This is a genomic window from Acidimicrobiales bacterium (assembly GCA_040219515.1).
GTDB lineage: Bacteria > Actinomycetota > Acidimicrobiia > Acidimicrobiales > Aldehydirespiratoraceae > JAJRXC01.
Genome location: JAVJSI010000004.1, coordinates 1 through 21,748, shown reverse-complemented (window position 1 = coordinate 21,748; position 21,748 = coordinate 1). Strand labels below are relative to the sequence as shown.

Sequence of the window (21,748 nt, the reverse complement as noted above, 5' to 3'; positions counted from 1 at the left end):
ACTAACCTATATGTCTCACAAGCGCTGGCCCCGACATGCAGACGGCGACGTCGCCGTCGACCGCATTCTCGATGCCGCCGGCCAGGCGTTTGCCGAGCACGGGGTGTCCAGGGCGACGATGGTCGACGTGGCCCGCGAGGCGGGCTGTTCGCGGGCGACCCTCTACCGCTATTTCCCGAATCAGGAAGCGCTACAGGTCAGCTTCGTTCACCGGGCAACGCTGCGGATCGCCAGTCGACTCGACTCGGCGCGTCAGGACAATGGCGCCGAGTCCCTCACCGACCGAATCCTCAGCGGCATCGAGGCGGTGCGAACCGACCCGCTGCTCGCCGTGTGGTTCGAACCGGAGAACATGGCCGTGCCCATCGCAGTGAGCCAGAACTCCGAGCTGCTCCGAGCGATGTCGGTCGGACTCGTCGGCCAGCTCGAGACGAACGGGACGCAGCGAGCCGAGATCGAACGACGTGGCGAGTGGCTGCTGCGCACGATCATCTCGCTCCTCGTGATGCCCGGACCCAGCCCCGAGGCCGAGCGCAGGATGATCGACACGTATGTCGTCCCGGTTCTCACCACCCAATTCGATCTCGATCCACGAGGGAGCAAGAAATGACGTTCAGTTGCGAGAAAGTGGGGCTCGAGTTCTTCGAGACCGCCCCGACGATCCACCGAGCGAACGTGGAGGTCGCGGCCACACCCGATCAGATCTTCGACGCGTTTCTGGATGCCGAAGCGTGGACGAAGTGGGCCATGCCCATCACCCGCGTCGACTGGACCTCCGGCTTCCCGCTCGAAGTCGGATCCACCCGCAACGTGCACATGCGCGGCGACCTCATCGGCTACGAGGAGTTCATCGCCTACGAGCACGGTGTGCGCATGGCGTTCCGCTTCAACGAAATGTCGAAGGACTCGCTCGCCGCGTTCGCCGAGGACTACCAGGTGACCGATCTCGGTGGCGGCCGGTGCCGCGTCGAGTGGACGATGGCGCTGAAGCCGAAAACGGGGAAGCCCGGGGGCGACGAGGCCACCGAGAAGTCCGGAGCCAAGGCCAAGGTCGGCGACAAGATGATGGGCTTCATGGTGAGGCGCATGCTGAAGAAGTTCGGCAAACTCGTCGAGGCGGACTTCACCACGGCCGGAGCGGCCAAGTGAGCGATCTCCGCGCCCCCGACCTCAGCGACATCGACCTCACCGACGCGTCGGTCTGGGAGCAGGCTGCGCCGCACGAGTGGCTCGACCGTCTGCGCAGCGAGTCGCCCGTCCACTGGCACGAGGAATCCGACGGCAAGGGATTCTGGGCGATCACACGTCACGAGGACGTCCGCCACATCTCCACCTCGCCCGGACTCTTCTCGAGCTACCTCGGCGGCCCGCTGCGACTCGATCCGCCCGAGGGCGGCCTCGATCAGGTGCGCATGATCATCATCGGCATGGACCCGCCCGAGCACCAGGCATTCCGCAGCATCGTGTCGAAGGCCTTCACGCCCAAGATGATGGCTCGGCTCGAGTCGTCCCTGCGGGCAGAGACGGCCCGCGTGGTGGGCAATCTCCGCAAGAGGAACACTGCTGACTTCGTCAGCGAGGTCGCCGCGTTGATCCCGATGTGGTCGATCAGCGAACTCATGGGTGTGCCCGAGGCCGACCGCCACCGCCTCTACGAACTCAGCCACGCCCTGATCGACGACCAGGATCCCGAGGTGGCGCCGAGCCCGGATGTCACGGCGGAGCAGTCCATCGAGATCTTCGCCTACGCCAACGAGATGGCGGCCCGCGAGCGCGCCAACCCGACGGGCAGTCTCACCAGCACCCTGCTCGAGGCCGAGGTCGATGGCCGCAAGCTGACCGACCTCGAATACACGCTGTTCTTCATGTTCCTGATCGTGGCGGGCAACGAAACCACGCGCACGGCGAGTTCCCACGGTCTCCTCGCGCTGATCGAGCACCCGGAGGCAATGGCGCGCCTCCAGGCCGACCCGAGCCTGATTCCGGGCGCGGTGGAGGAGATCCTGCGCTGGGAGCCGCCGATTCATCACTTCCGCCGCACCGCCACGGCCGACACGGTGATCGGCGACCAGCCCATCGCCGCGGGCGACAAGGTCATCATGTGGTACGCCGGTTCCAACCGTGATCCCTCGGTGTTCGAGAATCCCCACACCTTCGACATCGATCGCACGCCGAACCGCCAGCAGTCGTTCGGCATCGGCGAACACTTCTGCCTCGGCGCCAACCTGGCCCGGATGTCGCTGCGACTGCTCTACACCGAGCTCCTCGGAGCGATCGAGAACGTCGAACTCGAGGCGCCGCCTCGACGCCTCCATTCGAATCTGATCAACGGCATCAAGGAGATGCGCATCCGCTACGACGTGCGCGGCTAGCCCAGGCTCGTCGTAGGCGCCGATTTCCTCTCACACGAGACCATCGTTAGCGTGCCTTCGATGCGCCATGCGTGGACAACGGTCGCCGTGGTGATCCTCGCGGCCTTCCAGACCACGATGACGCTGTCGGCGGTGTTCGTGGTGTTCGTCGACCTCGGCGACTACTTCCCCGACGCAACGAACTCCGAGCTCTCGTGGGCCATCAACGCGTTCACGATCGTGAGCGCGTCGACCGTCGTACTGGGGGCCGCGATCGGCGACCAATGGGGAAGAAAGCGCACGACCCTGACGGGCACGCTGATCTTCGCGGTCGGATCCATCGTCGCCGGCACGGCGCCCGGCGTGGGAATCCTGATCCTCGGACGGAGCATCCAGGCCCTCGGCGCAGCCCTCGCCGGTCCGTCGTCGATCGCGCTCGTGCTCGAGGCGTTTCCGTTCGAGAAGCGGGGGATCGCCATCGGCGTGTTCACCATGGGTGGCGGACTCGCCGCCGCACTCGGCCCGTCGCTCGGCGGCGTGATCGTCGAACACCTCGGGTGGCGCTGGGCGTTCCTGGCGGTCGTGCCCGTCGGCCTCGTCTCGGTGGTGCTCGGAGCGGTCGTGTTCACCGAGAGCTTCGGTACGCGTCGTGAACGACTGCCCGACCCGTTGGGCTCCCTGATGCTCATGTTCGGTGTCGGGTCACTGATCCTCGCGCTCGTGCAGACCGACGAGTGGGGGTGGGCCGACTCCCGCACGATCGCCGCAGCGGTGACCGGCCTCGTGCTCATCACTGCGCTGCTCCGTCGGTCGATGCGTCACCCGGCGCCCATCATCGATCTCGGGCTCTACCGGCTGCGCACCTTCCGCGCCGGCAACGGCGGCCTGGCGACGTTCGCCGCCAGCTTCTTCACGATGCAGTTCGCGGCGATCTTCTTCCTCACCGAGGTCTGGGGCTACGAGATCGGTCGGGCCGGCCTGCTCGCCGCGCCCTTCTTCCTGACCACCGGACTGATGGGCCCGATCGCCGGACGGGCCGTCGACCGCGCCGGACCCCGCCCCGTGGCCACACTCGGTGCCGGGCTCTGGACGGTTGCCATGCTCGTACTCGCCGTGCTCATCAGCGACGAACCCGACGTGACGATGTGGTTGATCGTCGTCGTGACCAGCGGCGTCGGCTCCGGCCTCTTCTGGGGAGCCACGCCGACGCTGACGATGGAGGAGCTCGACGGTCATGGGTTCGCGAGCGCCTCGGGAATCAACCAGACGATGCAGAACACGGGAAACGCATTCGCGATCGCGATCGCGATCACCCTCCTCGGCAATCAGCCGTCGCTCGGCGAGTTCACCCCTGTGTTCGCCATGGTCGTCGGATTCGGCGCGCTCAGCGCGGCCGTGCTGTGGACTGCGGGTGCGCGCGCCGACGACCCGACGCCCGAGCTCGCACCCACTGTCGCCCCGTTCATCGAATAGCTCAGCCGAGCAGGCCTTCGGCCGCGAGAAACCCTTCGGCGCACTCGCCGATGTACGCGCAGTCGTCGTCGTCGAGCGAGTGGGAATTGGGGAGCACCACTCCCCATTCCATGACCCGGTCGGCGTTGGGTAGCCCTGCGGTCGGCTGGCGCAGCGGCTTGTCGCGGAAGGCCGGCTGACGGGCGGCGTTGCCGGTCCACACCATGCGGGTGTCGACCCCGTGGCGTTCCATCCACTTCTGGAAGTCGCCACGGCGGATACCGGAGTGCTCGCGGATGATCAGCGGGAACATGTGCCACCCGGTCTCGATGCCGTCGGTGAGTCGAGGGAGCTCGAACATGTCGGGCCACTTGGCGAACTGGGCGCTGGTCAGCTCGAAGCTGCGCTGGCGGCGGGCCAGGTTGTCGCCGAGCTTGTCGAGCTGCACGAGACCGAACGCGGCCGACAGCTCCGACGGCTCGAAGTTCCAGCCGACCTCGTCGAAGATGAACAGGTTGTCGTATTCGAGGTCGTCCTCGATCGCGCTGAAGAAGCGGTCGCCTTCCCCGCGGCGAGAGCCGAAGAGCTGCACCTCGGAGCGCCTCCCCCACCGGCGGAGCAGCAGTGCCTGGTCGGCCATCTCATCGTCGTCGAAGCAGACCATGCCACCGGTGCCGGCCGCGGTGATGATGTGCGACAGGGCGAAGCTCGTGAGGCTGATGTCGGCCCGGGTGCCAGTGGGCGTGCCCCGCAGGGTGAGCCCGAGGGCGTCGCACGAGTCTTCGATCACCTTGAGGTCGTGGCGATCGGCGATCTCACGGATGCGGTCCCAGTCAGGCGCGTTGCCGATGAGGTTGGGCGCCAGGATCGCCCGGGTGCGGGGGCCGATCATCTCCTCGATGCCATCGACGTCGATCTGGAAGGTGTCCCGGGTGACGTCCACGAACGCCGGCACGATGCCGGCGCGGATCATCGGCGCGATGTCGGTGGAGAAGGTGACCGCAGCCGTGACGATCTCGTCGCCGGGCTCGAGGCCGAGCACCTCGATGGCGAGATAGAGCGCCGAGCTCCCCGAGTTGCACATCACACCGCGGCGCTTGCCGAACAGCTCGGCCACGCGGGCCTCCATGGCCCGCACGTTCTTGCCGATGCGCAGCGCGGTGGGTCCACCCCGCAGCACCTCGACGACGGCCTCGATCTCGCGCTCGTCGTGCACCGACCCCGCGTATTCGATCCGACGTCCCTGTTCCTCACCCATGCTGTGTCCCCTCTTGTCACGCCTGTTGCGCAACCCCTAGGTTTGAGTATACATGACCCTGACAATTATTGACTATGTCATCTAATCTCCTGGCCGACGTCGAGCGTGCTCTCGAGCAGCTGTTCCGGCTCGGGGCAAACCGCCGATTCGACGCGCGTCAGGAGGAGGCCGTTGGCGCGGCGGTCACCCGGGCCGGCTACGCCGTGCTGCGCTGTCTGTCCTCGTCCGACGGGATGGGTGTGGCTGCGTTGGCCGAGGCGTGTGCGATGGACGCGGCCACGGCCAGTCGCCAGGTCGACCGACTCGAAACCGATGGACTCGTCGTGCGGCGCGCCGACGAAAACGACGGGAGGGCCGTCAGCGTCACGATCACGCCGCGCGGCCGTGCCGTCTACGACGCAGTCGTCGCCTACCGGTTGGGCTATCTCACCGACGCCCTGTCGGAATGGCAGGCCGGTGACCTCTCGACGCTCTCGGCGTCGATCGAACGACTGGTCGGCGATCTCACCCGGACGCCGGCCACCGACCCGAAAACGCCGAACCGGGCGGACCCGGAGGTCCGCCCGGCCAAGCGGGGCTGATAGTGGTGGCGATCAGCCCGAACTGGCGGAACTGGTGGAGAGTTCCTTCGCCTCGCCGTCGCGTGTGGACACGCTGATCGAGCGGGGCTTGGTGCCTTCCTTGATCGGCACGGACAGGGTGAGCACACCGTTCTCGAGCTTGGCCTTGAGGGCATCGCTGTCGAGGTGCTCGCCGAGTTGCAGCTCACGCTTGAAGGTGCCCTGCGGGCGTTCGCTCGCCACGGTCTTCGCGTCTGCGTCGAACCAGCGGCGGCTCGCCTCGATGGTGACGGCGTTCTTCTCGACGGTGATGTCGAGGTCTTCCGGCATCACGCCGGGGAGATCGAAGTAGACGTTCACCTCGTCGTCGGTGCGGGTGGCGTCCATCGCCAGCATCGACTGGGGGCGTCCGAAGCGGTCGAGCTGATCGAAGGGGTCAAAGCGGAACAACACTGAAATCATCCTTTCGAGTCGATTGCGTGCTCCTGATGGAGGGCTACCCGGCGGCGGGCGCCGCTAAACGCCGCGGACCGCGACTGCAGTGCATGTGACGGTGTTTGCCGCTCGGCGCCGCAGGGTAGGTCACGCGGGATATCCGCTCCCGAAAGGCCCGACCTGTGAGTCTCGACGATCTCCGCCCCCTCGAACGCACGATCCTCAAGCGCACCCGGCAGGGCATGACGACCGACGAGATCGCCTGGCGACTTCGCCGCAGCCCCGGCGCAGTGCAGCGAATCATCGACCTGACGAAGATCGACCGCGATGCGTCGTCCTTCGACTCCGACGACGGGACGCTCCGACCCATCGAGCGCCACGTGCTGAAGGCCCGCGCCGACGGCGTGGACACTGCCGAGATCGCCTCCCGACTGCGGCGCTCGCCGCAGTTCGTGGAAAGGGTCGAAGGCTTCGCCAACCACAAGCTGGGTGGCGTCGCGATCGTCTCATAGCCCGGCTGTGGTCAGCCCCGGTTGGCCTTCTTGTAGCGACCGACCGACAGCGGCGCGAAGATTGCGATGATGAGCACGACCCAGATCAGCGTGTAGACGACCGGGTTCTCGAGCGGCCAGGCCTCGGGTTCGGGTACGCCCTCGGGGATGTTGCCGAACAGTTCTCGTGATGCCTGGGTGACGGTCGAGACCGGGTTCCATTCGGCGAATGCCTTGAGCGGCCCCGGCAGGTCGTCGGACGGTACGAAGGTGTTGGCGATGAAGCTGAGCGGGAAGATGAACATGAACGAGGCGTTGTTGACCACCTCGACGCTGGGCACCACCAGCCCCACGTAGGCCATGATCCACGACACCGCGTAGGCGAACAGCAGCAGAAGCAGGATGCCGAGGACGGCGTCGAGGATCGACCCCCTGATGCGCCAGCCGACCAGCAGCCCGGTGAGGGCCATGATCACGAGCGACACCAGGTTGTAGATCACGTCGCTGATCGTGCGACCGGCCAGCACTGCGGAACGCGACATGGGCAGCGACCGGAACCGGTCGATGATGCCCTTCTGCATGTCCTCCGCGATCCCGGCGCCGGTGAACGTGGCACCGAACATGACCGTCTGGGCGAAGATGCCGGCGATCAGAAACTCGCGGTAGTTCGTGCCCTCGATGACGATCGAGTTGCCGAAGACGTAGCCGAACAGCAACACGAACATGATCGGCGAGAGCACGACGAACACCATCACCTCGGGCACCCGGGCGATCTTGATGACGTTGCGCTTCGCGATGACGGCGGTGTCGGCGAGTATCCAGCGGATTGCGCTCATGACTCCCCCTCTCCTTCGGCTGCCCCATCTCCGGCGGCGTGGCCGGTGAGCGTGAGGAACACGTCGTCCAGCGTGGGCCGACGAAGCCCGATGTCGCTGACGGCGATCCCGGCGTCGTCGAGACCGCGCAGCGTGCGGGTGAGCGAGGCCGCGCCGGCGGTCACCGGTGCGAGAAGTCGACGGGCCGACTCCGTCACCTCGACGTCGCCGACCGCTACCTCCGCCAACACGCCGCGAGCGGCTTCGACATCGGCCGCATCGGCGACGATCACTTCGATGCGCTCGCCACCGATCTGGGTCTTGAGCTCGTCACTCGTGCCCTGGGCGATCGCCCGCCCGTGGTCGATCACCACGATGTCGTCGGCGAGCTGATCGGCCTCCTCCATGTATTGCGTGGTGAGCAGCAGCGTGGAACCCCGTTCGACCAGTTCACGGATGATCGCCCACAGCTCGATGCGGCTCCGGGGATCGAGCCCGGTTGTGGGCTCGTCGAGGAACAGCACCGGCGGCTCGGCGACCAGCGCGCCGGCGAGATCGAGGCGACGGCGCATGCCGCCGGAGTAGGTCTTCACCGGACGGTCGCCGGCCTCGACCAGATCGAAACGTTCGAGCAACTCGCGGGCCCGGGTCTTCGAGGCGGACTTCCCCATGCGGTAGAGACGACCGATCATGTCGAGGTTCTCGAAGCCGGTCAGCACCTCGTCGACCGCCGCGTACTGGCCCGACAAACCGATCCGCCGACGCACGGTGACCGGCGCCGAGATCAGGTCGGCCCCGGCGATGGTGGCCTGTCCCTCGTCGGGAATGAGCAGTGTGGAGAGGATCGACACTGCGGTGGTCTTGCCCGCGCCGTTCGGCCCGAGCAGGGCCAGCACGGTCCCCTCCGGCACGGCCAGATCGAGCCCCGCCAGCGCCGTCACGTCGCCGTATCGTTTCACCAGGCCCGTCGCCCGGATCGCATCCGTCATCGCACTACCTTCTCGCCGATCAGTCCGAGCAAGAAGCTACCCGGACCCTGTGACAACGAGCGACGGACTCGGATGCGTCGACCCAGGCCCACCTCGCGATCGAGCAGTCCGTCGTGCGTACTGAGAACCTTGACAGGCAGATGCCTGCCCGGAACGGTTGTGGAATGAGCACGATCGCGCCGGCGCATCGCGACCCATGACCGATCGGCCGCAACCTCCCGCTGCGATGGTCGACCGAGGTCGAGTCCGATGAACGCCTTGTGCTCGCGGATGTCGGAGACCCGTTCCAGCTTCCGCAGTGGAGACCGGGCATCGTCGGCTTCACGATCGAGCAGGACCAGGACTGGACGGAACTCGCTGAGCTACTCACCGTCAATCACCGGCTGTGCCGCTCCTGAGAGGCTGGAGCTTTCCGCCCCAGTCCTCGTGCCTCGCTCAGTCGCCGCCGATCAGCGCTTCGTAGAGGGCGCGGTACGCGACGTCGGCTGCCGCTCCCGAGACACCGAGGTGGAAGCACAGCTGCGACGGGCTCTGGTGGAACATCTCCAGGGCGATGTTGCGTTCCGACAGCGACTGGAGGGCGTCGGCCACGGGGGACGAGTTGTGCTTCAGCCCCAGACCCACCGGCGTGAGGATCGAGAGGTTGTAGACCACCTCCATCGCGTCGGGTTGCAGCGTCTCGTCGATGGCCCGACGTAGGTCGTTGATGCTGCCCTTCAGGTCCGTCTGGTCGACCAGCACGGCGATGTCGTCGCGGTCGGTCGGATAGTGGTGGGTGTTGATGCCGAAGTCCTGGAAGATGCGCAGCAGCGAGGCGGTGAATCCCACCTCCATGCTGAGATCGTCCTTCTCGAGGTAGATGTAGCCCACGTCGTCGAGGCGGGCGATCCCCACCACGCCCTCTTCGGGCACCCGCTCGTTGAGGATGCGGGTACCCGCCGCCTCGGGGTCGTTGGTGTTGCGGATGTGGATCGGCACCCCCCGCCGGCGACAGTTGACCATCGCGTCGAAGTGGAAGACGTTGAACCCCTTGGAAGCGAGGAGACGGATCTCCTTGAAGGTCAGTCGGGGAATGGCCCGTGCCTCGGGGAGGACGCGGGGATCGGCTTCGAAGACGCCGCTCACATCGGTCCAGTTCTCGTAGCTGCCGGCGTTCACCGCGGCGGCCACCTCTCCCCCGGTGAGATCGGACCCGCCGCGGGAGAACACAGCGACGGTGCCGTCCTCCTGCACGCCGTAGTAGCCCGGGATCACCGCGAGCTCGTCGGTGACGTCGAGCGCCGCGATCCGTTCCGACGTGTCGGGGTGGACGCGGGCCTGGAGCATCGGCCCGTCGACCAGCAGGCCGAAGTCCTCGGGCAGGCGCGCCGACGCGGGCATCTCGCTGGCGGTGAGGAACGCCGCCACGATGCGAGCCGAGTAGTGCTCGCCGCGAGACGCGAGGAAAGCCACGCGCGCCGCACCCTCGAGGTCGGTGGCGAGATCTCGGTCCAACTCCTGGAGCATCGGCTCCGACGGCAGGTCGAGGCCCACGAGGATCTCGCCGAACCGGGTATTGACGGCTTTCGTGCTGTCCTCGACGGCGATCGGCGGACGACGCTCGGCGAAGTGCGCGCCGTGGGTGGCGATGTTGAGGAGATGATCGGTCACCTTCTCCTCGTGGGCGTGGCGTCGCCCCGGCGCCGACACCACGATGTGGCGGCGGCGCTCGTCGGCCGCCACGATGTCGCGCACCTTCACGATCTGATCGGCGTCGGCCACGGAACTGCCGCCGAACTTGCAGACGATGGTGTCGTTGAGTCCTGTCGTCATGACGGCCAGCTCCCTGCGGATCGACCCACCGGCTCGGCGGACCGTGCGGCCAGATGTTCGGGCCGGGGCTTCTCGGCGCCGTACGGCGCCTCGAGGGCGTTCTCGACGCTGTTGTAGACGAAGAACGCGTTGGTGCGCGGTTCGGGCGAGATGTTGTCGCCCGAGCCGTGCATCACGTTGCACTCGAAGAAAACGACACTGCCGGCCGGGCCGGTGAACGTGTCGAGCGACCCGCGTCGACCGAGCTCGGTGAGCGTCTTCTCGTCGGGCACGCCGTACTCCTGACGGCGGAGCGACTCGAGATGATGGTCGCTCGGGGTGCGGCCCGGGCACGACACGAACCAGCGATGCGAACCGGCGATGAGGTGCAACGGGCCGTTGTGGGCGTGGTTCGGCGTCAGGGCGACCGAGCAGCTGACGGCCCGGGGTTCGGGCATGCCGTCCTCGACGTGCCAGGTCTCGAAATCCGAATGCCACGGGAAGCCGCGACCCTCGAACGCCCGCTTGAGATTGAGGCGGCTCTGGTGGATCGTCACGTCGGAACCCAGCAGCTGACGAGCGACGTCGGCCAGCTCGGGGCGGGCCATGAGCGCGGCGAAGGCCGGGTGTCGGTCCAGCTGGAACAGCGAGCGGAGCGCCGCGTCGTCGCCGGGTTCGGCCACCTCGGCGCTCGAGTTCGAGTAGGCACCGCGCTCGAGCTCCGAAACCGCTTCCAGGCACTCGGCGACCGTCGATTCCGGCAGGAGGCCGGAGAACATGAGGAAGCCGTCGCGCTCGTAGCGGCGGAGCTCGTGGCCCGACAGCGGTCCGTCGTCGCCCCACACGAGTGGGGCCGTGCGTTCGGAGATTTCGGCGGAGCCGCCGATGCGGGATGGATAGCGGTCGTCCGCGGTTCGTCTCGGTGACGTGTTCACGCGGGCACCTCACGGTGCCCGTCGGCCGGGCCGTCGGTGAGCAGCGGATAGACGCCGTTCTCGTCGTGGACCTCGCGCCCGGTGACGGGCGGGTTGAACACGCACACACACCGGAAGTCCTCGATGGCCCGGAGCACGTGGCGATCGTGGTCGTCGAGCGCGTAGAGCGTGCCGGGACGAATCTCGTGGCGCTCACCGGTGGCGAGGTCCTCGATCTCCGCGTGCCCTTCGATGCAGTACACGGCTTCGAGGTGGTTGGCGTAGTGCATCTCGGTGGTGGTGCCGGCGTAGAGCACCGTGTCGTGCACGGAGAAGCCCATGCCGTCGCGGGCCAACAACAGCCGGCGTGAGCGCCAGGTGTCGGCGCGGACGTCGGCCTCGGTGTCGTCGATCTCGTGGAGGTGGCGGATCTTCATCAGTTGGCCTCCGCGACTTCGAGGAGACGGGCGCCCTCGCGATCGACCACGTCCTCAACGGCCTGTTCGAGCAGGGTGAGACCGCGGTCGAGGAGGTCGTCCTCGATCGTCAGTGACGGGAGAAGCTTGGTGATCTCACCGTCCGGCCCTGCCGTCTCGAGCAGCAGGCCGAGCTCGAATGCACGAGTGGTCACCAGGTCGGCCGTTTCTCCGGAGAGGCTGTCGATTCCCTGGATGAGTCCTCGTCCTCGCACCTCGCCGAAGACGCCGGGGTGTGCCTCGGCCAGCATCGAGAGACGTTCGCGCACGGCGGCGGACTTGCGCTGAGTCTCGCGGGAGAGCACCGAGTCACCCCAGTACTTCTCGAGGGCGACAGTGCCCGTGACGAAGGCCGCGTTGTTGCCGCGGAACGTCCCGTTGTGCTCGCCGGGAATCCAGATGTCGTGCTCGCGGCGGAACAGGGTGAGCGCCATCGGCAGCCCGAAGCCGCTGATGGACTTCGACAGGCACACGATGTCGGGCTCGATGCCCGCCTCTTCGAACGAGAAGAACGAGCCGGTGCGCCCACAACCCGCCTGGATGTCGTCGACGATGAGCAGCATGTCGAGTTCGTCGCAGACCTCGCGGAGTCGCCGCAGCCACTCCATCGACGCCACGTGGATGCCGCCCTCCGCCTGCACGGTCTCCACGATCACGGCGGCCGGAAGATCGACGCCGCTGCCGTCCTGATCGAGGACCCGGGCGATCAGCTCGATCGTGTCGACGTCGCTGCCGTGGAACCCCTCGAACGGCAGGTTGACGGTATTGGTCAGCGGCACGCCGGCACCCTCGCGCTTCATCGCGTTGCCGGTCACCGCCAGTGCACCGAGGGTCATGCCGTGGAACCCGTTGGTGAAGCTCGCGATACCGTCACGACCCTTCACCTTTCTGGCGAGTTTCAGAGCCGCCTCGACCGCGTTGGTGCCGGTCGGGCCGGGGAACTGCACCACATAGTCGAGGTTCCGGGGCGCCAGGATCAGATCGTGGAACGTGTCGAGAAAACGTTCCTTGGCCGCGGTGGCCATGTCCAACCCGTGGATCACGCCACCGCTGGTCAGATAGTCGATCAGCGCGTCACGCATGGTCGGGTCGTTGTGGCCGTAGTTCAGCGCGCCGGCGCCGGCGAAGAAGTCGACGTACTCGCGCCCGTCGGCGGCGGTCAGGGTCGCGCCGCGGCCGGAGACGAAGGTCGTGGGCCAGCCGCGGCAGTAGGACCGCACCTGCGACTCGTGCTGTTCGATCGATTCCATGGGGTTCTCCTTGGGTGAGTTCATTGTTCGAGGGATGGGGGGGGTGGGGGAAGTCGTGCGTTGCTCCGGTGGGGCGCGCCGATGGGAGCGACCGGACCGGTTCGGGCGAGAGCCTCGCTGCGGTCAGTCGCTGCGGTCGGGCCACGGCCCGATTCGGAACAGCACCTCTGGTTCGTGTTCGCCGGCGTCCACGGGGAACTGTTCACGCCGAAACAGCACCGTCTCGACGCACTCGGCCGATCGGCGCCGGGCGAAGGACCGGAACAGCGCCTGCGACGCCGCGTTGTCGGGCGTCACGGTTGCCTCGAGGCAGTCGGCCGGCGTGCCGGGGCCGGGGCCGTCGACCAGGGCCTCGAGCATTTTGGAGCCCAGGCCCTCGCCGCGTCCTGCCTCGCCGACGACGATCTGCCACACGAACTGGGTGCGGGGTTCGTCCGGGCGGCGGAATCCGGTGACGAACCCCAGCACGTCGCCCTCGCGCTCGGCGATGACGCACGTGTCACCGAAGTACTCGCCGATGAGAAGGTAGGAGTACGGGGAGTTGTCATCCACGGCGCCTTGGGCGAGATCCCACATGGCGGCGCCGTCGTCGGCGGTGGCCGGTCGGATGGTGAGCGGTGGGGTGCCATCGCTGCGATCCGTGCGTTGTCCAGTGGGGCTGCTGCGTTGTCCAGTGGCCTGCATGTCGGTGGATGTCCGGGGTTGCGGTTCAGGTCGAGCAACGCCGGTTCGTTCGAGGGCCGCGCGAAACTGGAGTCGGAAACCCCTGGCGGCACATGGGCGTCTCCGTCGGCCGGCCGGTGGCTTCTTCCGGATCACCCCCTGAGGTGTTCGACGTCGGCGCCACACTTGCCGGCCGGCGTCACGACGACACCGGCGATAAGTTGCGGTGATCACCATAGCGTCCGCTGGCCCGGCCTCGTAACATTCGGGACAGATCATCGTGTGGTCGTCCGACACAACGCGCGACCACAGCCGTCGCCACTGGAGACGGACGACAAGGGGGACGTCATGACCACCGCTTCGACGACGCTCGACGAACTCGACCGGGAGACGCTTCTGGCGGTGGCCCACGAGCTGATGCTCCTCGGCATGATCGCCAACCGCGGGATGCTGCCCCAGGTCGTGCTGCACACCGGCGAGTTCGACTCGATGAACGAGGTCGCCATCGACCTGTGGATGGGGGCCAGCCCCGTCTACACGCATCGGCTCCGGTCACTCCTCGGGATCGAGGGCGACGGCGTCGACGCGATCATGAAGGCGCTGCAGTTCGACAACGGCTTCGTCCATCAGTACATGGACGTCGCCTACCGCGTGCACGACGAGCACGACGCCGAGTTCTGGCTGAACCACTGTGGTGCGCTCATCGACGCCGAGGAGCACGGCGACGAACGTGTCTTCGGCATGTGTCACACCATCGAGGACCCCACGTTCGACGCCACCGCGCTGGCCACCAACCCCCGGGCCCGCATCCGACCCATCCACCGGCCCCCGCGCACTCCGGTCGACCGCCATCCCCACTGCCACTGGACGCTGAAGATCGATCCGGCCAACGAGCCGATCACCACGTTCCCCATCACCGAAGAGGTGAAGGCGTTGGCCGGCAGCACGGTGCCCAACGAGCGTCGCGCCCCGGTCGGCGACGGCATGGAGGACTACTCGGGTGCCTTCGTGCCCACGGCCAAGCTCCCCGATCTCGACTCGTCGACGCTTGCCGCAGTCACCCGCGAGTTCATCGTGCAGGCGCAACTCCTCACCGCCGCGGCACAGCTCACGATGGCCGAACGCTGGGGCGCCGACGTGGCCCACACGATGATCGTGCAGTCGTGGTTGGCCAGCGCCGCCATCTCGGCCGAGCGGCTCGCCCCGCTCGTGACCGGCGTCCACCCGACCGAGACCCGCCCGACCGAGCCACGGCCTACAGAAACAATGGCCGCGGTGCTCGCCGTCACCGGCGCCATCCCCCACGGCTACCGGCGCGACATCACCATCGACGGCGACACGGTCCGGGTCGAGCTGACGTCCGAGCACCCCGGCCTCGATGATCCCGGCCACCCCGGATGGATCGGCCTCTGCGCGGCCGGCGAACCAGCCGGTTTCGTCGGCACCGCGTTCGGCGTCGATCGTCGCAGCCGGGTCGAGGTCACCACCCCCGAACGGGGCCGGGTCCTCGTCGACATCACCATCGACCCGGATGCCGCTGAGGCACCCGAACCCGACGCCGTCGCGCTGATGCGGGTGGGGAAGCTCTGGGAATGGCACTTCGATCTCGGCACACCGGTCGAGCTCTGATTCAGTCCACGCGACCGAGGATGCGGACCGGCCCGTCGGCCACCACTACCGTCTCCCCCGAGCTGATCCTCGACGGCTGGAGACTCGCAATGACCGACAAGGGACTTCTGATCCGCGGCGGGATGGTCATCGACGGCACCGGCGCGCCGGCCGTTCGTGGCGATGTTCGCACGAAGGACGGCCGCATCGTCGAGGTCGGTCCCGACCTTCAACCGACCGGCGAGACCGTGATCGACGCTGCCGGCGCGATCGTGGCCCCGGGGTTCATCGACTCGCACGCCCACACCGACCCGCAGGTGTTCTGGGACCCGCGGCTCGACCCGGACCCCCTGCACGGCGTGACGACAATGCTCGTGGGCAACTGCAGCCTGTCGCTCTACCCCGTCACCGAGAGCTCCCGAGCGGAGATCTCCGACCTCTTCGCCTACATCGAGGACGTGCCCCGTCACCTCTTCGACGACGCCGTGCCGTGGACCTGGGAGGACTACTCCGGCTATCGCGACACCGTCAACACCACCGGCACCGGCATCAACCTCGCCGCCCTCGTCGGCCACAGCCCGCTGCGCCTCGCCGTAATGGGCGACCGGGCGTGGGAGCCGGCCACCGACGACGACATCGCCGCCATGGCCGCGCTCCTCGACGACGCCATGACCGCCGGAGCGTGGGGCCTGTCCACCTCGCAGTTCGACGTCGATGCGCAGGGCCGCCCCGTCCCATCCCGCTTCGCCGACGGCGCCGAACTCGACGCCCTCCTCGACGTGATCGAGCGCCACGGGCACGGCCTCGTCGAGTTCATCCCCAACCTGCTCGGCGAGGACGCCGAGACAGCCTTCATCGATCTCGCCCGCCGCTGCGGCGCTCGCGGCATCCCGATGACGTGGACCGGCTTCGTCCACTCCGGGGACACCACCCTGAAGTGGCTCGACGTCACCCGCATGCTGGCGGCCGAGGGTTGCCACACCTATCCCCAGCTCTCTCCACGCACGGTCGACTTCCGCCTCAACTGGGACTCGTCGATGATGTTCATGTCGATGCCCGAGGGCTGGCACAAGGTCATCGCCGCACCGGCCGACGAGAAGGCGGCGATCCTGCACGACCCCGAGTGGCGAGACGCCGCGAGGGCAGAGTGGGACCGCACGACCCGCTCCATGTTCCCCGTCAATGCGCCGGAGAAGGCCCGCTTCGTCGAGGTGGTCGGCGACGCGAACCAGCAGTGGCTCGGCAGCAACCTGGCCGAACTCGTTGCCGCCAAGGGCGGCCACCCGTCCGACGTACTGGCCGACTTCGTGCTCGCCAACGACTGCCGCCCGGGCATCGTCGCCACTGGCGTGGCCAACACCGATGTCGAGGGCATGAGCCGCACCCTGACCGACCCGGCCGTGCTCGTCAGCTCGTCCGACGCCGGCGCCCACATGCAGATGCTGTGCGCCTCGGGCGACACCACCTTGTTGCTCACCCGCCATGTCCGTGAGCGCGGCGACTTCACCCTCGAAGCGGCGGTCCACGAGCTGACCGGTCGTCAGGCCGAGGTGTTCGGCTTCACCGACCGCGGCGTGATCGCCGAGGGCAAGATCGCCGATCTCGTCGTGTTCGCGCTCGACGAGATCCACTACGACGCCGACGGATTCGTCCACGACCTTCCCAACGACGGCGCCCGCCTGCGCCGCCCCGACGGTGGCTACCGGGCCACGATCGTGGGCGGCGTGCCGGTCCAACTCGACGGGCAGTTCACCGGCGACCTTCCCGGTCGCGTCATCGCCGCCAACGCCTGAGCGGCTTCGAACGATTTACTCCCGTCGCCGCCTGCACTACAACAAGCACGGGGACGAGGGGGACTCATGCGACGGATCGTGGTGCTGTTGATGGCCGTGGGACTGGTGGCGGCGGCCTGCCATCCGCACCGGGGCGGACGCCACGATCACGACGGGAAGGGACGATTCGACGGCACGATCGACCTCACCCTGGACCAGGATCCGGCGTGTGAGTTCATCGGCAACGGGTGTGCGTTGCCCTTCCCGAGCAACCACTTCGCCGACCAGCGGGGATCATCCGGCCGGATCCACCACGTCGAGATCCCCGACATCGCGCTCCCGGTCAACGGTTCGGAGGCCTCGGTCGACGCCTCCCGGATCAATGCCAACGACGGGTTCAGCCCCGGTGCTGCCGCCCTCGCCCTCATCCCGGGCGTCGATCCCGACGGTTCGGGCCTTGCGCCCATCACCGACATCGCCCGCTCGCTCGATGCGGACTCCGGCAGCGTGGTCCTCGACGCCACCACCGGCGAGCGCTGGCCGCACTGGGCCGAACTCGACGCCAACGCCACCGACCCCGATCGCCAGGTCCTCTACGTCCGCCCGGCCGAGAACTACGAGAACGGGCACCGGATCATCGTGGCCCTGCGCGATCTGGTCGACGACGACGGCAACCCGATCGAGCCGACCGACGCCTTCCGGGCCTACCGCGACAATCTGGAGAGCGACGTTGCCGAGGTCGAGGACCGGCGCCGCGACATGGACCGCATGTTCGGCGAGCTCGAACGGGCCGGGGTCGAACGCGACGACCTCGTGCTCGCCTGGGAGTTCACGGTCATCTCCACGAGGGACCTCACCGACCCTCTGGTGCGCATGCGCGACGACGCGTTCCGCTCCCTCCGCCGGGCGTCACCGACGTTCACGGTCGATCGCGACGAGGTGCCGAACGGCTCGACGTACCGACTGATCGAGGGCACCTACGAGGTGCCGCTGTACCTCACCGGCGACGGTTCACCCGGCAACGGCCTCAACCTCGACCGGCGTGGACGGCCGACCGTCAACGGCACCTTTTCGTCCGTGTATCGCTGCATGATCCCCGAGATCGCCACCGCGGCCGATCCGGGACGAGGCCTGGTCTACGGCCATGGTCTGCTCGGCACGAGGAGTCAGACCACCTCGACCGGGCCGCGCCTGCTCGCCGAGAACCACAACCACGTCGTGTGCGGCACCGACCTCATCGGCATGGCCGCGGAGGACGTCCCCCACGCCGTCAGGGTGCTCGGCGATGCCAGCCTGTTCCCGACCCTGGCCGACCGCCTGCTCCAGGGCCATCTCAACACCCTCTTCCTCGGCCGTCTCATGCGCCACGCCGACGGCTTCGCGTCGCACCCTGCGTTCCAGGACGACGACGGCGCGCCGCGTCTCGACACCTCCGAACTCGGTTACTACGGCATCAGCCAGGGCGGGATCATGGGCCCGGTGTCCACCGCGGTCTCGACCGACTGGGACATCGGCGTCTTCGGCGTGCCGGGCATGAACTACAGCACCCTGCTCAACCGCAGCGTCGACTTCGACGCGTTCCAACTGGTGCTCAACCCGGCCTACCCCGACAAGGCCGACCAGGCGCTGCTGCTCGACCTCATGCAGATGCTGTGGGACCGCAGCGAGGGCAACGGCTACGCCACCTACTTCGAGGAGCCGCTCCGCGGCCAGAACGAGAAGCGGGCGCTCCTGCACGGTGCCCTCGGCGACCACCAGGTCGCCAACGTCGCCATGGACGTGATGGCCCGCACGATGGGCGCGTCGGTGGTGTGGCCTGCGGTGGCCCCGGGTCGCTCGACCGACGTCGAACCGTTCTGGAACATCCCCCGCATCGACTCGTATCCGTTCGCCGGCTCGGCCCTGGTGCTCTGGGACACCGGTTCGCCGGTTTCGCCGATCACGAACACGCCGCCCCGCGACGGCGACGACCCCCACGAGGACCCTCGCCGCCACCTGCCCGCCATCGAGCAGATCGACCACTTCCTGCGCACCGGTGAAGTCATCGACGTCTGCGGTGGTGCGCCCTGCGTGGCACCGCCGACCTAGCCTCCGACCACGGAAGGGAATCGTGGAGATCGAGGAACGACTCGCACTGGAGCTCCGCGACCCTCGGCTCGCTGGCGCGGTGGTCGCCGATCTCCCCGACGACATCGTCGAGTCGCTCATCCGGGGGGAGGGCGTCGCCACCGCTCCCCTTCTCTCCTATCGCCCGACCCGGATCGCCGACGACATCGTCGAGTCGCTGTGGATCCTCGCCTACGGCTACCGATTGCGGTCAGGCGTCGAGACGGCGGAGGGCGAGATCCCCGCCATGGCATCTCTGGCGCCCGGCCCGACCAACGAGGAACTCGCACGCATCGCCGCTGCGTTCGTCGCCCACCGACCGGTGCCGATCATCGCTCAATGGGAGGTGGCGCACGTCCTCGCCGACATGCACGTGCCCGGGGTGATCTCGATCGAGCCCGATGCGGCCGCCGATGGTTCCGTCGTCTACCTCAGCACCGAAGGGGTGCTGGCCAAGGGGCTGCGGCTCCTCGCGGCCGCCGGCATGGAAGCCGGCCGGGCCGGGGTGCTCGGCCACGCCGACCATGTCAACCGCTGCCTACTCACCGCCGAGGCTGCAGGGATGATCGCCGCCGTACCTGAGAGTGTGCAGCTCCCGAGCGGGTACGACGCGGAGTCGGGCCAGCCGTGGACCCGCTCACGCGCTGCCTTCATCCCCGTCGATCTCATGGCGAGGACGCTGCTCAGCCGGGGCGGCCGACGACTCGGCCGCCGTACCGAGGTCTTCGGCACTCGGGTTGAACAGGTCCTCGATCGTGGTGGAGAAGACCCGGGCGAGCCGGAAGGCCAGTGGCAGGCTGGGGTCGTAGCGCCCCTTCTCGAGGGCATTGACCGTCTGTCGGCTCACCCCGAGGAGGTCGGCCAGGTGGGCCTGACTCCATCCGGCGGCCGCCCGGCGTTCCTTCAGTCGATTCTCCATCAACCGATCCCGCGCGCGATGAGGGCCACGCTCCACGTGGTCATTCCTACGCCGAACACGACCCAACCACTGAAGGTCCAGGCCACCCCGACCATGCCGAGGAAGCCGAGCGCGAATGCCGCGATCATCGCCACCCCGAAACCGAGGGCCATGCATTCGAGCATCACGATGCGTCCGTACTCGTCGGCCCGCTGGACGGCCCGGAAGAGGGCCACGGCGACGCCGATCATCGGGACCACCGGCAGGAGTATCCACAGGCGAGCGCCCGAGGTGTTCTCGTCGACGGTGTTGCTCACCACCGCCAGCAGGATGCCGAACACGGCGATCGCGGGTATGAACTCTCGGAGGTAGCTGTCGCGCTGGCGCTTGTCCTCCGCGCTGAGCCGGTGGCCCCGGATCTCGAGCTCAGGGGTCGTTTCGTTGGAATCGCTCATGATCCCGAAGGTAAAGGACGCTTGTCGTTATGTCAAGGTCACTTTCCGGAAAGTGAACTTGACATTGGGTTCATGCCGTGCCCGGAGCGAACATTCGCGGCCAGGCCGGGGGGCGGTCGGCCCGGCCGCGAGACCTTGCTATTCGTCGATGTCCACGTCGACGCTCGGAACGTCGACGTCGATCTCGCCGTCGGCGTCGTCGTCGGAGATCACGAGATACGCGACGGCGGCCGCGGCGATCAGCACGACCGCCAGAATGAAACCGGCGACGACGCCGCCGGCCCGACGTGTCTCGGTGTGGTGGATCTCGCGTTCGACGACATCGGGTTCTTTCTCGTGCTCACTCATTGATGACCTCCCGGTCGCTTTGTCGTCGCGGGGTATTCCCATCGCGTCGATCGACCAAACCCCACCGAATTGACCGGCGCCGGACCACACGGTCTGCTGGTCGTCGACGCGGGCGACAGAGATGACAGGGACGATGCTGCTACAGGACCGGGCGTGTGTGGTGGTGGGCGTGGGCCCCGGAATGGGGCGAGACGCTGCGCTGCGGCTGGCCGAACAGGGCGCCGACATCGTGTTGGCCGCCCGTTCCGCGGACCGTCTCGAGGACGTCGCCCAGGAAGTGCGGGCGCTCGGTCGCCGGGCGCTGTGCGTGCCGACCGACGCAACCGACGACGATGCCGTCGATGCCCTGGTCGCCGCGACCGTCGCCGAGTACGGCCGACTGGACGTGCTCGTCAACAACGCGTTCAAGCAGCCACCGTTCGAGACGCTCGAGCAGACGTCGATGGACACCTGGAACGAGAGCCTCCAGATGAACTGCACCGTCGCCCTGCGCACCAGCAAGGCGGCGCTGCCCACCATGCGAGCCCAGGGCGGCGGGTCGATCGTGAACATCGCCACCATGTCCATCCGCAACAACCGTCCGAACTTCGGCGCCTACGCGGCCGCCAAGTCCGCCCTCACGTCGGTCACCCGCACGCTCGCCAACGAGGTCGGCCCCGACGGCATCCGGGTCAACGCCGTCTGCCCCGGCTACATCTTCGGCGCCTCGGTGCGGGCCTATCTGACCGGGATGGCCGAGACCGCCGGCATCACCTACGAGGAGCAGTACGACCTGATCGCCGACCAGATCGCGCTCCGGTTCATCCCCGACTCCGCCCAGATCTGCGGCACCGTCGTGTTCTTCGCGTCCGACCTCTCCGCCGCCTGCACCGGCACCAGCCTCGACGCCAACGGCGGCCAATGGATGACCTGGTGAGCTGACGGGTTCGATGCCGGGCGGAAGCGACGTGGAGTTGACCTTGTACGGATGTTGAGTGTCATACCCTCTCGGTATGTTTCGTGTATGGAAGTTTCGGAGCTGGACGACCTTGGCGAAGCGATAGGACTGGCGGCGAAGGTCGACTATGCGCTGCTGCCGGGTGCGGTGGTGCAGGCCGCGGCGGAGAAGGTCCAGAC

The 21,748-nt window shown here is 67.7% G+C and carries 22 protein-coding genes and 1 pseudogene; 10 read left to right on the top strand and 13 right to left on the bottom strand.

Going from position 1 to position 21,748, the window contains the following annotated elements; all coding sequences use genetic code 11:
* Window positions 1-10 precede the first annotated feature (10 nt).
* From RIB98_01155 to RIB98_01140, 4 genes are read left to right on the top strand one after another with little or no spacing between them, the layout of a single operon-like run.
* Window positions 11-610, top strand: coding sequence for a helix-turn-helix domain-containing protein (locus RIB98_01155; GenBank protein MEQ8839560.1), 600 nt, complete (start codon window positions 11-13; stop codon window positions 608-610).
* Complete coding sequence (locus RIB98_01150) at window positions 607-1,149, top strand: SRPBCC family protein (GenBank protein ID MEQ8839559.1); 543 nt, start codon at window positions 607-609, stop codon at window positions 1,147-1,149. Before RIB98_01155 ends, RIB98_01150 begins: the two co-directional genes overlap by 4 nt.
* Window positions 1,146-2,372 carry a cytochrome P450 gene (locus RIB98_01145; protein MEQ8839558.1) on the top strand — a complete coding sequence of 409 codons (1,227 nt, stop codon included), beginning with the start codon at window positions 1,146-1,148 and terminating at the stop codon, window positions 2,370-2,372. Before RIB98_01150 ends, RIB98_01145 begins: the two co-directional genes overlap by 4 nt.
* Window positions 2,373-2,432: 60 nt before the next feature.
* On the top strand, window positions 2,433-3,824 hold the full coding sequence (locus tag RIB98_01140) for an MFS transporter (GenBank protein ID MEQ8839557.1): 1,392 nt from the start codon (window positions 2,433-2,435) through the stop codon (window positions 3,822-3,824).
* 1 nt (window position 3,825) lies between these two features.
* Here RIB98_01140 and RIB98_01135 read toward each other — a convergent pair whose 3' ends face one another.
* Window positions 3,826-5,061, bottom strand: coding sequence for a DegT/DnrJ/EryC1/StrS family aminotransferase (locus RIB98_01135; GenBank protein ID MEQ8839556.1), 1,236 nt, complete (start codon window positions 5,059-5,061; stop codon window positions 3,826-3,828).
* Between the two features lie 74 nt (window positions 5,062-5,135).
* On the opposite strand from RIB98_01135, the gene RIB98_01130 reads away from it, so the two are divergent.
* On the top strand, window positions 5,136-5,642 hold the full coding sequence (locus RIB98_01130; GenBank protein MEQ8839555.1) for a MarR family transcriptional regulator: 507 nt from the start codon (window positions 5,136-5,138) through the stop codon (window positions 5,640-5,642).
* A gap of 12 nt (window positions 5,643-5,654) precedes the next feature.
* Here the strand turns inward: RIB98_01130 and RIB98_01125 are convergent, their stop codons facing one another.
* Window positions 5,655-6,074, bottom strand: a complete 420-nt coding sequence (locus RIB98_01125) for an Hsp20 family protein (protein MEQ8839554.1) — start codon at window positions 6,072-6,074, stop codon at window positions 5,655-5,657.
* Between the two features lie 164 nt (window positions 6,075-6,238).
* Here RIB98_01125 and RIB98_01120 point away from each other — a divergent pair, with 164 nt between their 5' ends.
* Window positions 6,239-6,568 (top strand): hypothetical protein, encoded by a 330-nt coding sequence (locus tag RIB98_01120; protein MEQ8839553.1) that lies wholly within the window; start codon window positions 6,239-6,241, stop codon window positions 6,566-6,568.
* Between the two features lie 11 nt (window positions 6,569-6,579).
* Here RIB98_01120 and RIB98_01115 read toward each other — a convergent pair whose 3' ends face one another.
* The 7 genes from RIB98_01115 to ectA all read right to left on the bottom strand — a co-directional run bounded on the left by RIB98_01115 (window position 6,580) and on the right by ectA (window position 13,466).
* Window positions 6,580-7,383: an ABC transporter permease gene (locus RIB98_01115; protein ID MEQ8839552.1), complete on the bottom strand. Its 804-nt coding sequence runs from the start codon at window positions 7,381-7,383 to the stop codon at window positions 6,580-6,582.
* A complete protein-coding gene (locus RIB98_01110) occupies window positions 7,380-8,351 on the bottom strand; it encodes an ATP-binding cassette domain-containing protein (GenBank protein MEQ8839551.1) in 972 nt (323 codons plus the stop codon). Before RIB98_01110 ends, RIB98_01115 begins: the two co-directional genes overlap by 4 nt.
* 435 nt (window positions 8,352-8,786) lie before the next feature.
* Window positions 8,787-10,163 carry an aspartate kinase gene (locus RIB98_01105; GenBank protein MEQ8839550.1) on the bottom strand — a complete coding sequence of 459 codons (1,377 nt, stop codon included), beginning with the start codon at window positions 10,161-10,163 and terminating at the stop codon, window positions 8,787-8,789.
* The gene (locus RIB98_01100) at window positions 10,160-11,077 is read right to left on the bottom strand and encodes a phytanoyl-CoA dioxygenase family protein (GenBank protein MEQ8839549.1); all 918 of its coding nucleotides are present in this window, start codon (window positions 11,075-11,077) and stop codon (window positions 10,160-10,162) included. The genes RIB98_01105 and RIB98_01100 overlap by 4 nt, the downstream gene beginning before the upstream one ends.
* Complete coding sequence (locus RIB98_01095; protein MEQ8839548.1) at window positions 11,074-11,493, bottom strand: ectoine synthase; 420 nt, start codon at window positions 11,491-11,493, stop codon at window positions 11,074-11,076. The genes RIB98_01100 and RIB98_01095 overlap by 4 nt, the downstream gene beginning before the upstream one ends.
* Window positions 11,493-12,782, bottom strand: a complete 1,290-nt coding sequence (gene ectB / locus RIB98_01090; protein ID MEQ8839547.1) for a diaminobutyrate--2-oxoglutarate transaminase — start codon at window positions 12,780-12,782, stop codon at window positions 11,493-11,495. Before ectB ends, RIB98_01095 begins: the two co-directional genes overlap by 1 nt.
* A 123-nt stretch (window positions 12,783-12,905) precedes the next feature.
* Window positions 12,906-13,466, bottom strand: a complete 561-nt coding sequence (ectA, locus tag RIB98_01085; protein ID MEQ8839546.1) for a diaminobutyrate acetyltransferase — start codon at window positions 13,464-13,466, stop codon at window positions 12,906-12,908.
* Window positions 13,467-13,793: 327 nt separating this feature from the next.
* Here ectA and RIB98_01080 point away from each other — a divergent pair, with 327 nt between their 5' ends.
* The 3 genes from RIB98_01080 to RIB98_01070 all read left to right on the top strand — a co-directional run bounded on the left by RIB98_01080 (window position 13,794) and on the right by RIB98_01070 (window position 18,913).
* Window positions 13,794-15,074, top strand: coding sequence for a hypothetical protein (locus RIB98_01080; GenBank protein MEQ8839545.1), 1,281 nt, complete (start codon window positions 13,794-13,796; stop codon window positions 15,072-15,074).
* Window positions 15,075-15,094: 20 nt separating this feature from the next.
* Entirely contained in the window at window positions 15,095-16,846 is a 1,752-nt protein-coding gene (locus RIB98_01075; protein ID MEQ8839544.1) for an amidohydrolase family protein, read from the top strand.
* Window positions 16,847-16,912: 66 nt separating this feature from the next.
* Window positions 16,913-18,913, top strand: coding sequence for a hypothetical protein (locus RIB98_01070; GenBank protein MEQ8839543.1), 2,001 nt, complete (start codon window positions 16,913-16,915; stop codon window positions 18,911-18,913).
* 229 nt (window positions 18,914-19,142) lie between these two features.
* On the opposite strand, the gene RIB98_01065 is transcribed toward RIB98_01070, so the two are convergent.
* From RIB98_01065 to RIB98_01050, 4 genes and pseudogenes are all read right to left on the bottom strand, one after another.
* Window positions 19,143-19,448 (bottom strand): hypothetical protein, encoded by a 306-nt coding sequence (locus RIB98_01065; protein ID MEQ8839542.1) that lies wholly within the window; start codon window positions 19,446-19,448, stop codon window positions 19,143-19,145.
* Between the two features lie 222 nt (window positions 19,449-19,670).
* Window positions 19,671-19,850 (bottom strand): annotated as a pseudogene (locus tag RIB98_01060) (helix-turn-helix transcriptional regulator).
* Window positions 19,850-20,284 carry a hypothetical protein gene (locus RIB98_01055; protein ID MEQ8839541.1) on the bottom strand — a complete coding sequence of 145 codons (435 nt, stop codon included), beginning with the start codon at window positions 20,282-20,284 and terminating at the stop codon, window positions 19,850-19,852. Before RIB98_01055 ends, RIB98_01060 begins: the two are co-directional and overlap by 1 nt.
* Window positions 20,285-20,422: 138 nt before the next feature.
* On the bottom strand, window positions 20,423-20,632 hold the full coding sequence (locus RIB98_01050) for a hypothetical protein (protein MEQ8839540.1): 210 nt from the start codon (window positions 20,630-20,632) through the stop codon (window positions 20,423-20,425).
* A gap of 133 nt (window positions 20,633-20,765) precedes the next feature.
* Here RIB98_01050 and RIB98_01045 point away from each other — a divergent pair, with 133 nt between their 5' ends.
* On the top strand, window positions 20,766-21,548 hold the full coding sequence (locus tag RIB98_01045; GenBank protein MEQ8839539.1) for an SDR family oxidoreductase: 783 nt from the start codon (window positions 20,766-20,768) through the stop codon (window positions 21,546-21,548).
* The last annotated feature ends 200 nt before the right edge of the window (window positions 21,549-21,748 follow it).

Bases quoted from the DNA above. Each gene is read 5' to 3' on its own strand.
- RIB98_01150 (MEQ8839559.1), top strand. From the start codon at position 607: ATGACGTTCAGTTGCGAGAAAGTGGGGCTCGAGTTCTTCGAGACCGCC.
- RIB98_01080 (MEQ8839545.1), top strand. From the start codon at position 13,794: ATGACCACCGCTTCGACGACGCTCGACGAACTCGACCGGGAGACGCTT.
- RIB98_01105 (MEQ8839550.1), bottom strand. From the start codon at position 10,163: ATGACGACAGGACTCAACGACACCATCGTCTGCAAGTTCGGCGGCAGT.
- RIB98_01115 (MEQ8839552.1), bottom strand. From the start codon at position 7,383: ATGAGCGCAATCCGCTGGATACTCGCCGACACCGCCGTCATCGCGAAG.
- RIB98_01095 (MEQ8839548.1), bottom strand. From the start codon at position 11,493: ATGAAGATCCGCCACCTCCACGAGATCGACGACACCGAGGCCGACGTC.
- RIB98_01055 (MEQ8839541.1), bottom strand. From the start codon at position 20,284: ATGAGCGATTCCAACGAAACGACCCCTGAGCTCGAGATCCGGGGCCAC.
- RIB98_01045 (MEQ8839539.1), top strand. From the start codon at position 20,766: ATGCTGCTACAGGACCGGGCGTGTGTGGTGGTGGGCGTGGGCCCCGGA.
- ectB (MEQ8839547.1), bottom strand. From the start codon at position 12,782: ATGGAATCGATCGAACAGCACGAGTCGCAGGTGCGGTCCTACTGCCGC.
- RIB98_01135 (MEQ8839556.1), bottom strand. From the start codon at position 5,061: ATGGGTGAGGAACAGGGACGTCGGATCGAATACGCGGGGTCGGTGCAC.
- RIB98_01155 (MEQ8839560.1), top strand. From the start codon at position 11: ATGTCTCACAAGCGCTGGCCCCGACATGCAGACGGCGACGTCGCCGTC.
- RIB98_01110 (MEQ8839551.1), bottom strand. From the start codon at position 8,351: ATGACGGATGCGATCCGGGCGACGGGCCTGGTGAAACGATACGGCGAC.
- RIB98_01050 (MEQ8839540.1), bottom strand. From the start codon at position 20,632: ATGAGTGAGCACGAGAAAGAACCCGATGTCGTCGAACGCGAGATCCAC.
- RIB98_01075 (MEQ8839544.1), top strand. From the start codon at position 15,095: ATGCGGACCGGCCCGTCGGCCACCACTACCGTCTCCCCCGAGCTGATC.
- RIB98_01130 (MEQ8839555.1), top strand. From the start codon at position 5,136: ATGTCATCTAATCTCCTGGCCGACGTCGAGCGTGCTCTCGAGCAGCTG.
- RIB98_01140 (MEQ8839557.1), top strand. From the start codon at position 2,433: ATGCGCCATGCGTGGACAACGGTCGCCGTGGTGATCCTCGCGGCCTTC.
- ectA (MEQ8839546.1), bottom strand. From the start codon at position 13,466: ATGCAGGCCACTGGACAACGCAGCAGCCCCACTGGACAACGCACGGAT.
- RIB98_01070 (MEQ8839543.1), top strand. From the start codon at position 16,913: ATGCGACGGATCGTGGTGCTGTTGATGGCCGTGGGACTGGTGGCGGCG.